Annotated in this window: 2 protein-coding genes; both read right to left on the bottom strand. The window is 75.8% G+C overall.

All coding sequences use genetic code 11. From position 1 onward, the window contains the following. Nucleotides 1–2 precede the first annotated feature (2 nt). Nucleotides 3–6,728, bottom strand: a complete 6,726-nt coding sequence (locus tag RV986_RS30170; protein ID WP_475920406.1) for an amino acid adenylation domain-containing protein — start codon at nucleotides 6,726–6,728, stop codon at nucleotides 3–5. Next, nucleotides 6,725–11,989, bottom strand: coding sequence for an amino acid adenylation domain-containing protein (locus RV986_RS30165; protein ID WP_475920405.1), 5,265 nt, complete (start codon nucleotides 11,987–11,989; stop codon nucleotides 6,725–6,727). The genes RV986_RS30170 and RV986_RS30165 overlap by 4 nt, the downstream gene beginning before the upstream one ends. Nucleotide 11,990: the final 1 nt, after the last annotated feature.

Below are 11,990 nucleotides of genomic sequence, written 5' to 3'. Positions count from 1 at the left end.
GTTCAGCCTTCCTGGCGGGTGACGCGGTTGGCGGAGTGGTCGAGGGCCGCGGCGAGCTGCGCGACGGTGTGGTGGCGCAGTGCCGTGCCGAGGTCGAGGGCGAGTCCGGCGCCGCGGGCGGCGACCAGCAGCGGCGGGACGAGCAGGGAGTCGCCGCCGAGGTCGCGGAAGTCGTCGTGGACGCCGACCCGTTCGAGGCCGAGCACCTCGGCCCAGACCGCGGCGAGCGTGTGCTCGGTGGCGGTGCGCGGTGGCGCGTAGGGCCGGGCGGCGCCGGTCGCCTCGCGGGTGAGGAGGGCGCCGCGGTCGCGTTTGCCGTGGGTGGTGAGCGGCAGTTCGGCGACGACGGCCACGCTCGCGGGGACGACCGCGGCGGGCACGACCGCGCGCAGCCGGTCCCGCAGGGCCGCTATGTCGATGGTGCCGGTGCCGGTGCCGGTGCCGGTGCCGGTGCCGGTGCCGGTGTGGCCGTCGGCGGGCACCACCCAGGCGGCCAGCCGTTTCCCGCCGTCGGCCGCCTCGACCGCGGTGACCAGCGCCTCCCGTACGGCGGGGTCGGCGGCGAGCGCGGCCTCGGCCTCGCCGGGCTCGACGCGGTGGCCGCGGATCTTGACCTGGTCGTCGGCGCGTCCGGCGAACTCCAGGAGGCCGCCGGGCAGCCGCCGGGCGAGGTCGCCGGTGCGGTAGAGACGGGTGCCGGGCAGTCCGTACGGGTCGGGCAGGAAGGCGAGCGCGGTCAGGTCGGGGCGCCCGGAGTAGCCGCGGGCGAGCCCGTCGCCGCCGAGCCAGACCTCGCCGGTGATGCCGTCCGGGACGGGCCGCAGCCGTTCGTCGAGGACGCGCACCAGGACGCCGGGCAGGGCGGAGCCGAGCGGCACGAGGGTGCGCCCGGAGCGCTCGCGGACCCATCCGAAGGTGGCGGCGACGGTGGCCTCGGTCGGCCCGTACTCGGCGCCGAGCGCCATGCCCGAGCCGCCGGCCCGGATCCGCGCGGCCACCCGGTCCGCCTGGGCGGCGGGGTAGGCGTCCCCGGCGCAGACCGCGACCGCGGCCAGCGAGGCGAGCTGACCGTCACTCAACTGGTGTTCGAGCAGGGCCAGGTGACCGGGGGTCAGACCGATGAAGGAGTAGGGCGCGGCGCGCAGCAGCAGCGGTCCGAACTCGGCCGTCTCGTACGTCTGCGGCAGCACGTGCACGGGCTGTCCGGTCATCAGCGGCGCGTACAGCGCGGGCATCCCGAGGTCGAAGCCGACGGGCGTGAACCACGGGGCTCCGCCGCGCCCGAGGGCCGCGTACTCGCGTACCGCCCAGTCCAGGTAGTGCGCCAGCGCCCGGTGCGAGATCTCGACGCCCTTGGGGGTGCCGGTGGAGCCGGAGGTGTGCAGGACGTAGGCGAGCCGGTCGGGGTGGTGCGGTACGCCGAGCGGGCTGCCGTCGCCGTCGCAGGCGGCCTCCTCGGCGAGGAGTACGCCGTCGACGGCGAGCCGGTCCGCGTACGCGGCCTGCGTCACCGCGAGCCGGGCGTGCACGGCGTGCAGCCGCGCGTCGGGCGTGCACGGGTCGAGCGGCACCTGCGTGGCGCCCGCCTTCCACACCCCGAGCAGTGCGGCGACCAGGTCGGGGCCGCGGTCGAGGAGGACCGCCACCCGGGTCTCCGGGCCGGCGCCGAGGGCACGCAGCCCGCGGGCGATCCGGTTGGCGCGGGTGTCGAGTTCGCCGTACGAGACCTGGAAGCCGTCACCGTGCAGCGCGGGCGCCCACGGGGTGCGGGCGGCCTGTGTCTCGAAGGCGGTCAGGGCGTCGGCGGGGGTGTCGGGGTGCGGCAGCGCGGGCGCCTTGAGCCGGGCCCGCTCGTAGGTGTCGGGGAAGGCGCCGGTGCAGTCGCCCTCGGCGCCCGCGCCCGCCATCTCGGTCAGCACCGCCCGGTACAGCCCGGCCAGCCGGTCGGCGGCGGCCCGGGACAGGGTGCGGGTGCGGGAGGCGAGCGAGAGGTGGCCGCGGACGGGGGTGCCGACGACCACGGGGAACTCGTTGGGGCTGTCGTCGCGGCTGGCCATGATGTCGATGAGCTCGGTGTCGACCTGGTGGAAGTCCAGGTAGTGGAAGAGCACGTCGATCAGGTGCCGTTCGCCGCCCGGCTCCCGCATCGCGGGCATCGGGTAGCGGCGGTGCGGCCACAGCGCGACCTCGTGGGCGAACACCTGCCGGGCCAGCTCGCCCCAGGTCCGCGCGGACCGCTCGTACGGGAAGGGCACCGAGTTGAGGTACATCCCGGACACGGTCTCCGCGCCGGCCTCCTCGGGGCGGGCGTCGGCGACCATGCCGCCGCGGAAGGCACGGGCCCGGGTCAGCAGCGACAGCACCTTGCTGTGCGCGGCGTGCAGCACGCTCTTGTACGGGACCTCGGCGGCGGAGCCCAGGGCGCGCAGGCCGGGTTCGAGGCCGCCGAGCGGGATGTCGAGGCGGTAGCGCTCGTCGGGGCCGTCCGGGTCGCCCGCCCAGCCCGCGGGCACGGTGAACTTCTCGTGCCCCTCGACGATCCCGCGCCAGAAGGCGCGGTCGGCGGGGTCGGCGAGCGAGCGCAGCTCCCCGGCGATGAAGTCGGCGTAGCGGACAGCCGGCACGGGCGGCGCCGCGGCGGGCTCGCGGCCCCGGCTGAGCTCGTGGTAGGCGCGCAGCATCTCCATCAGCTGGGAGTGGTAGCTCCAGCCCTCGATGACGGGGTGGCACTCGGTGATGGACAGCCACCAGCTCTCGTCGTCCAGCAGGTGCACCGCCATCCGCATCAGCGGCGCGGCGGCGAGGTCGAACAGCTCGGCCCGGTCCCGGTCGGCGAAGTCCCACAGGGCCTGCTGGCGCCGCTCCTCGGGCAGCTGCCGCAGGTCCTCGTGGACGACGGGCATCCGGGACGCGGCGTGCACGAACTGCAGCGGCTGGGTGTAGCCGGACAGGGCGAAGGAGGTACGCATCACCTCGTGCCGCTCGACGATCAGGTCGGCGGCGCGCTGGAACGCGGCCGGGTCGAAGGGCAGCTCGTCGCGGATCCGGAAGGAGGTGATGTTGTGGTAGCGGTTCTCGCCGCTGCCGCCGTGCATCTCGACGAGCATTCCGGCCTGGATGCGGGAGACCGGGTAGGCGTCGGTGACGTCGGCGGGCAGTGCGGCCCGGTCCTCGCCGCCGATCAGCGCGAACCGCTCGACGGGTCCGCGCCGGACACCGGCCCCGGCCCCGTCGCCGTCACCGCCGTCGCCGCCGGTCCGTTCGACGGTGGCACGCAGCCGGGCCACGGTCCGGTGCTCGAAGACGTCCCGGACGGACGTCTCCCAGCCGGCCGCGCGCAGGGCGCCCACCAGGCCGACCGCGCGCAGCGAGTCGCCGCCGAGGTCGAAGAAGTTGTCGTGCACGCCGACCGTGTCCAGGCCGAGCACCTCGGCCCAGACGGCGGCCATCGCCCGCTCGTCCTCGTCGCGGGCCTCGACGTGCTCGCCGACCGCGGTGGCCGCCCGCCCGGGAGCGGGCAGCGCGCGCCGGTCCAGCTTGCCGTTGGCGGTCAGCGGCAGCGCGTCCAGCCGCAGGTAGGCCGAGGGGATCATGTACGGCGGCAGGGTCGCGCCGAGGTGCTCGCGCAGCGCCGCCGGGGCGAGCGCCTCCTCGTCGGCGTCCGGCGCGGGCACCAGGTAGGCGACGAGCTGCTGGTCGCCGGGGGTGTCCTCACGGACCAGGGAGACGGCCTCGGCGACGGACGGGTGCGCGGTGAGCGCGGTCTCGATCTCGCCGGGTTCGATGCGGTAGCCGCGCAGTTTGACCTGATGGTCGACGCGGGCGAGGAAGTCGAGGTTGCCGTCGGGCAGCACCCTGGCCAGGTCGCCGGTGCGGTACAGACGGCTGCCGGGCGGGCCGTACGGGTCGGGCAGGAACCGCTCGGCCGTCAGGTCCGGGCGCCCCGCGTAGCCGCGGGCCAGTCCGACGCCGCCGATCCACACCTCGCCGCCCACCCCGATGGGCAGCGGGCGCAGCCGCTCGTCGAGGACGTACATCGTGGTGTGCGGGATGGCGCGCCCGATGGAGACCAGCTCGGTGTCGACGGGCCCGTCGACGAAGTACGCCGAGTTGCCCACGGTGATCTCGGTGGGCCCGTACTCGGCGGCGAGCCGCGTACCCTGCGGCCCGGCGGCCGCCGCCCACCGACCGGCGAGCCGGGCGGTGAAGGAGTCCCCGGCCGCGATGACGAGCCCGGCCAGATCCCGGATCTGCTCGTCCCCCAACTGCCGGGTGAGCAGGTCGAGGTGACCGGGGGTCAGCTTGATGAAGGAGTACGGTCCCCCGGCCGCGAGCAGCTCGCCGAGGTCGGCGGTGTCGAAGCCCTGCGGCAGCAGATGGACCGGCTGCCCGGTCATCAGCGGCGCGTACAGATCGGGCACGCCGAGGTCGAAGGCGACGGAGGAGAACAGCGGCGCTCCCCCGCCACCCGTTTCCCCGCCACCCGTTCCGCCGTCGTCGCCCGTTCCCGCGTACGCCTGGACGGTCCAGCCCAGGTAGTTGGCGAGTCCTCGGTGGCCGACCAGGACGCCCTTGGGACGGCCGGTCGAGCCGGAGGTGTAGATGACGTACGCGAGCCGGTCCAGGTCGTGGGTGGCGGGCAGCTCGGCGTCGGCGGCCTCGATCGCGGCCCGCTCGGCGGCGTCGTCGACGACGACGACGATCCGGCGCACTCCGTCGGACTCCTCGGACCCCTCGACCCCCTCGACCCCTTCGGAGCCTTCGGAGCCTTCGAAGCCTTCGAAGCGGCCGGCGTGGCCGGACTCGGTGACGACCAGTTCGGTGGCGGTCGATTCGAGCATGTAGGCGATGCGGTCGTCCGGGTAGGCGGGGTCGATCGGGACGTACGCGGCGCCCGCCCGCCAGATGCCGAGCAGCACGGCGACCAGCTCCGGGCTCCGGTCGAGCAGGACGCCCACGGTGGTCTCGGGGCGGGCGCCGAGGGCCGCCAGCCTGCGGGCGAACCGGTCGGCCCGCGCGTCGAGTTCGGCGTAGCTGACGGTGGTGCCGCCGTGCCGGATCGCGGGCGCGTCCGGGGTGGCCGCCATCTGTTCGGCGATCGTCTCGAAGACCGGGCGCAGCTCGGCGAGGTCCAGCGGCCGGCCGGTGCCGACGGGGACGGCCGGGCCGTCCAGGAGCAGGGCCCGCTCCTCGGCGCCGAGGAGGTCCAGGTCGGCCACCGGGAGGTCGGGGGCCTCGGCGATCGCGGCGAGCAGCGCCGTGTAGTGGCCGGTGATCCGCTCGGCGGTGGCGGTGTCGAAGAGCGCGGTGGCGTACTCCAGGCTGCCGTGCAGCGAGCCGTCCGCCCGCTCGGTGAGGTGCAGGGTCAGGTCGAAGCGGGCGATACGGCTGCCGGCCGCCACCGGCGCCACGCGCACGCCGGGCAGCCGCGGCCCCGCCCCGCCCTCCCCGCTCCGCTCGCTCTTCCCGCTCCGCCCGCTCTTCCCGCTCTTCCCGCTCCCCCCACTCTGCCCGCTCTCCTCGCCGACCAGGTCGAACATCACCTGGAAGACCGGGGTGGTGGACAGGTCCCGCTCCGGCTCCAGCTCGTCGGCGACCCTGTCGAACGGGATGTGCTGGTGGTCGAAGGCGTCCAGGACGGCGGTACGGCTGTCCGCGAGGAACGACCGGAAGGGCGCGTCCGCCCGCCAGGTGCCGCGCAGGGCCAGGGTGTTGTACGCGTACCCGGCCATGCGGTGCAGCTCGGGCCGGGTGCGGCCGGAGACCGCGGTGCCGACGCACACGTCCTGGGTGCCGGTGTACCGGCCGAGCAGCAGCTGCCAGGCGCCGAGCAGCGCCATGAACGGGGTGGCGCCGGTGTCCCGGGCCAGCGAGCGCAGCCGTTCGGCGACGGGCGCGGCCACGTCGAAGTGGGCGACGGCCCCGCTCCAGTCCCGCACGGCGGGGCGCGGCCGGTCGGTGGGCAGCCCCAGCGGGGTCAGCCCGCCGAGCCGCTCGCGCCACCAGGCCAGCCCCGCGTCGAACGCGGGCCCGGCGGCCCGGGCGGTGAGCCAGGCGGCGTAGTCGGCGTACTGCACGGGCGGTTCCGGCAGCGCGCCGGCCGGGTCGCGCCCCTCGACCACGGCCGCGTACAGCGCGGCGAGGTCCTCCAGGAGCAGCGGCCGGGTCATGGCGTCGCACGCGATGTGGTGCACCACGGCGACGAGCACGTGATCGTCGGGTGCGAGCCGCAGCACACGTACACGCAAGGGGTGTCGGGTGGCGAGGTCGATGGGGAGCGCGGCCTGCTCCTCGGCGAAGGCGACCGCGGCGGCGGCCGCTGCCGCTTCCTCGGCGTACCCGTCCGTCTCCTCGGTCACCGTGAAGTCCACCGGACCCGCCGGGTCGACGGCCTGGCGGGGCTCGGGGCCGTCGAGGACGTAGCGGGTGCGCAGGATCTCGTGGCGGGCGGCGAGGGCGTCGAAGGCGCGGCGCAGGGCGGTGGTGTCGAGGGGTCCGTGCAGCCGGTACACCATCGGCAGCAGGTACTCGGGGCTGTCCGGGTCGAGCTGGTGCAGGAACCAGAGCTGGCGCTGCCCGGCGGACAGCACGAGCGGGGCGGTGCGGTCGGCGCGCGGTATCGCGGTGCGGGCGGCCGGCTTCGCGTCGCGCCGGCCGGAGGCGGCGAGGCGGCGGCGCAGCAGTTCGGCCCGCAGATCTTCCTGAGTGGGTGCGGTGGGTGCGGTCACGACTGGAACTCCCGGTGAGCGAGGGCCAGTTCGGCCTCGGTGAGCGAAGCGATCTCGGCACGTACGGCCTCTTCCACGGCGGCGGCGAGCCCGCGCACGGTGGGCCGCTCGAAGACGGCGCGCAGCGGCAGCTCCACGTCGAACTCCTCCTGGACGCGGGCCACGACCCGGGCCGCGCGGACCGAGTTGCCGCCGATCCGGAAGAAGCCCTGGCGGGCCCCGACCTGGCGGGTGGCGTCGCCGTACAGCACCTCGGCCCAGATCTCGGCGAGGATCTCCTCGACCGGGCCCTCGGGCGCGGTGTACGGCTCGTCGGCGAGCGCCGCGGCGAGGTCGGGCACCGGCAGCGCGGCCGTGTCGACCTTGTTGTGGCGGGTCAGGGGCAGCGTCTGCAGGCCCACGAGCAGGGCGGGCAGCATGTAGTCGGGCAGCCGGCGGGCGCAGTGGTCGAGGAGTTCCCCGTCGGTCGGGGTCGCGGCGCCCGGCGCGGGTGTCCAGTAGCCGACGAGCGCGGCCTCGGGCCCTTCCCCGTGCACCAGGACGAAGGCCTGGGCGACGGCCGGGTGCTCCACGAGCACGCTCTGCACCTCGCCGGTCTCCACCCGGCGGCCACGGATCTTGACCTGTCCGTCGGCGCGCCCGGCGAACTCCAGGGTGCCGTCCGGCCGCATCCTGGCCCGGTCGCCGGTGCGGTAGAGGCGCGACCCGGCGGGCCCGTACGGGTCGGGCACGAACGCGGCCGCGGTGAGGTCGGGGCGGCCGTGGTAGCCGCGGGCCAGTCCGCCGCCGCCGACGCACAGTTCGCCGGTGACGCCGTACGGCACGGGCCGCAGCTGCTCGTCGAGGACGTACACCGTCACATGCGGGTAGGGGTGGCCGACCGGCACGTCGGCGGCGGTGTCGTCGGCGTCCCAGCGGGTGGCGGCGATGGTCGTCTCGGTGAGCCCGTACTCGTTGATGAACCGCATCAGACGGCGGGAGAGCTCGCGGGCCAGCGCGGGCGGGCAGGGTTCGCCGCCGGTCTGGCCGACGATCGGGCGGCGGCCGAGCCCCGCGTCGATGAGCATCTGCCAGTGCGGCGGGGCGACCTGGAGATGCGAGACCTCGTACTCGTCGATCAGCCGCAGCTGGGCGGCGTGGTCGTGCTGCTCCCGCTCCTGGGCGAGCACCACCCGGCCGCCGGCCAGCAGTGGTACGAACAGCTCCGTGGCGGAGATGTCGAAGGTGACCTGGGCGAGCGCCAGCCAGGCGTCGTCCGGGCCCTGCCCGAAGTCGAGGTGGGCCTGCGAGGCCCGCAGCATCGCCAGCAGTGAGCGGTGTTCCACGGCGACGCCCTTGGGCCGCCCGGTCGAGCCGGAGGTGTACATCAGATAGGCGAGCCGGGCGGGGTCGTCGTCGAGCGGCGCCACCGGAGGCACCGGAGCTACCGGGGCCACCGGAGCTACCGGCTCCGCGGGTGCCACCGGCGCGTTCCCCGTGCCGACGACGGCCCCCGCGGCCGTGTCGACGGCGGGCGTCGCGTCCGTACCCACGGCGGGTATCGCGTCCGTTTCGGCGGCGAGTACCGGGTCCGTGTCGACGGCCAGCACCGGCCCCTCGAAGCGGTCCGCGAACCGGTCGGCGCCCGCCGAGTCGCTGATCAGCACCCGGGCCGAGGAGTCCGCGAGGACGTGCGCGACGCGCTCGTCCGGGGCGGCCGGGTCCAGCGGCACATACGCGGCGCCCGCCTTCCAGGTGCCGAGGAACGCGGCGATGAGGTCGGGGGTGCGGCCGAGCAGCACCGCGACCACGGAGTCCGGGCCCGCGCCCAGCTCCCGCAGCCGTCGGGCGAAGGTCTCCGCGCGGTGTTCCAGGCGCTCGTACGACCAGCTCTCGCCCCCGCAGACGACGGCCGTGTCGCCCGGCGTGCGGCGGGCCGACTCGGCGATCGCCGCGTGCACGGTGGAGCCGAAGGCCTCCCCGGTGCCGGGTTCCGGGCGGCCGGGGCCGCGGCCGAGGAGTTCGGCGCGCAGCGGCGCGGGCAGGATGTCGGCGTCGGCCAGCCGGCGCGCGGGGTCGGCGGTGACCGACTCCAGGAGCCGGATCCAGCAGTCCGCGAACCGCTCGACGGTGGCCGCGTCGAACAGGGCGGTCGCGTACTCGGCGAGGCCGAGCAGCGAGCCGTCGGGGCGGCGCTGGAGCACGAAGGTCAGGTCGGTGCGGGCGGTGCGCCAGGCGTCGCGGAAGGCGGCCACGTCGTCGGCGTCGACGGCGGTGCCGGTGCGGCCCTCGTCGTGGACGTCGAACATCACCTGGTAGAGCGGGGTGCGCGCCGGGTCGCGGGTGTCGTCCAGCTCCTCGACCAGGCGGTCGAAGGGGAGTTCCTGGTGGGCGAAGGCCGTGCGGGCGGTGTCCCGCACCCGGACCAGCGCCTCCTGGAACGGGGTGTCGCCGGGCGCGTCGCAGCGCAGTACCAGCGTGTTGAGGAAGTAGCCCACGACCTCGGCGGCCTCGGGGCGCCCTCGTCCCGCGACGGGCACGCCCACGGGGATGTCCCAGCTGCCGGTGAAGCGGGCGACCAGCGCGGCGAACGCGGTCAGCAGGGTCTGCTGCAGGGTCGCCCCGCTGCCGCGGCCGAGCGCGGCGACCTTCTCGGCGAGCGGCGCGGGCACGGTGAACACATGGGCCGCGCCGGCCGCGTCCCGGGTGGCCGGGCGGCGCCGGTCGGCGGGCAGGTCCACCGGGACCAGGCCGTCCAGGGCCTCCTTCCAGTGGGCGAGTTCCCCGCCGAGGAAGCGGTCGGTGAGCCGGCGCCGCTGGTGGACGGCGTGGTCGGCGTACTGCACCGGCAGTGCGGGCAGGTGGGCGTCGGTGCCGGTGTGGGCGGCCTCGGCGAGGGCCTTGAGGTCGCGTTCCAGGATGACCGAGGACCAGCCGTCGCAGGCGATGTGGTGGATGCTCAGGACGAGGTTCAGCGCGCCGCGGCCGCGGACCACCAGGGCGCGCCGCACCGGTCCGTGCTCCAGGTCGAAGGGGAGCGCGAACTCCTCCTCCACCAGCCGGTTGAGCTCCTGTGCGCTGTCGGCGCGCGCGGTACGCAGCTCCCACTCGGACTTCAGGTCGGCGATCTGCACCGGCTCGGCGCCGCGCAGGACATAGCGGGTGCGCAGGATCTCGTGGCGCTCGGCGAGCGCGGTCAGGGCCCGGCGCACGGTGGTGTCGGTGTACTCGGCGGGCAGGGTGAGGAAGACCGGCGCGTTCCACTCGGCGCTGCCCGGGCGCAGCCGGTCGAGCAGCCACATGCTCTGCTGACCGGGCGAGAGCGGCAGCCCGCGCGGGTCGCGGTCGACCGGCCGTACGGCCTCCTCGGGCGCGGCGGTGTCCGCCGCGCGCCCGGCGCCGGTGAGCAGCGCGGCCTGGGCCTCCACGGTGGTGGCGGTGAGCAGCACGGTCGCCGCTATCTGCCGTCCGGCGGCCTGGGAGAGGCTGGCCGCGAGCCGGTTGAGCATCAGCGAGGAGCCGCCGAGCTGGAAGAAGTCGTGGGTGGCGCCGATCTCGGCGGCGGGGGTGCCGGTCAGCCGGGCCCACTCCTCCGCGACGGCGCGCTCGGCGGGGTTGCGGACCGGGACGTGCGCGGCCTCGGCGCCCGCGGCGGCCGGGTCGGGCAGCGCGGACCGGTCGATCTTGCCGTTCGGGGTGTGCGGGAACTCGGCCACCGGCACGTACGCGGTGGGGATCAGCGGGTCCGGGAGCGAGCGGCGCAGGAAGGCGCGCAGTTCCTCGGGGCGCAGCTCCTCGCCGCGCGACTGCACCCAGGCGACCAGCCGGTGTCCACCGCTGCCGTCGGGCACCGCGGCGGCGACGGCGGCCCGTACCCACGGGTGGGCGGCGAGCGCGGCCTCGACCTCGCCGGGCTCGATGCGCACGCCGTTGACCTTGACCTGGTGGTCGAGGCGGCCCAGGTACTCCAGGGTGCCGTCGGCCCGCCAGCGGGCGCGGTCACCGGTGGCGTACAGACGGCCGCCCGCGCGGTGCGGGTCGGGCCGGAAGCGTTCGGCGGTCTGGCCGGGGCGGCCCAGGTAGCCGAGGGCCAGCCCGACGCCACCGGCGTGCAGTTCGCCCGGGACCCCGGCCGGGACCGGCCGGCCCGCCGGGTCGAGGACGACGACGCGCATGTTGCCGATCGGGCGGCCGATGGGGACGGCGCCGGTGTCCTGCTCCGGGTTCCAGCGGTGCTCGGTGATGTCGACGGACGCCTCGGTGGGGCCGTAGGTGTTCCAGATCTCGGCGCCGGGGGCCCGCTCGTACAGCGCCCGGCACAGCTCCGCGTGCAGCGGCTCACCGGCGCTGAACAGCAGCCGCAGGGTGCCGGTGCGCTCCCAGCCGGGCTCCTCGACGAGCCTGCGGTAGACGGAGGGCACGCCCTGAAGGATCGTGATGCCGTGGTCGCCGACCGTGCGCAGCAGGGCCGCCGGGTCGCGTTCGGCGCCCTCGGGGGCGAGCACCACGGCGGCGCCCGCGATCAGCGGGGAGAAGAGTTCCAGGCCGACGGCGTCGAAGCCGACGGTGGTCTTCAGCAGCATCCGGTCGCCCGCGCCGACCCGGTGCCGGTGTGCCAGCCAGCGCACCCGGTTGGCGATCCCGCCGTGCGGCACGAGCACGCCCTTGGGGCGGCCGGTGGAGCCCGAGGTGTGCAGGACGTAGGCGGGCCGGTCGCCGTCGGCGACGAACTCGACGCGCTCGTACGCCTCGCCGTCCGCCCCTTCACGCGCCCCCTCGTACGTCCCTTCACGCGTGCCCTCGTACGTCCCTTCACGCGTGCCCTCGTACGTCCCTTCACGCGTGCCCTCGTACGTCCCTTCGCTCGCGACGGACTCGACGGGCAGCCGCCGCACCGAACCGGGCAGCTTGTCCTCGGTGCCGCGCTCGGTGAGCACCAGCGGGAAGCCGGTGTCCTCCAGGACGGCTTCCAGCCGGGCCGCCGGGTGAGTGGGGTCCAGCGGCACATAGGCGCCGCCCGCGATCCACACCCCGAGGAACGCGGCGACCAGTTCCGGGCGGCGGGGCAGGCACACCCCGACGAAGTCGCCGGGCCGCACCCCGGCCGACCGCAGCCGGGCGGCGAACCGGCCCGCCAGGTCGGCCAGTTCGGCGTAGCTGACGGCGGCGCCGTCGGCGCGCAGCACGGCCGGGGCGTCCGGCGTGCGCGCGGCCTGGGCGGCGAAGAGCGAGGGGATCAGCAGATGGCCGGGCACGGGTCCCGACTTCGCAGGCTCGTTCACG

The organism is Streptomyces sp. RLA012 (assembly GCF_056270325.1).
This window is presented reverse-complemented; position numbering and strand designations above follow the sequence as displayed.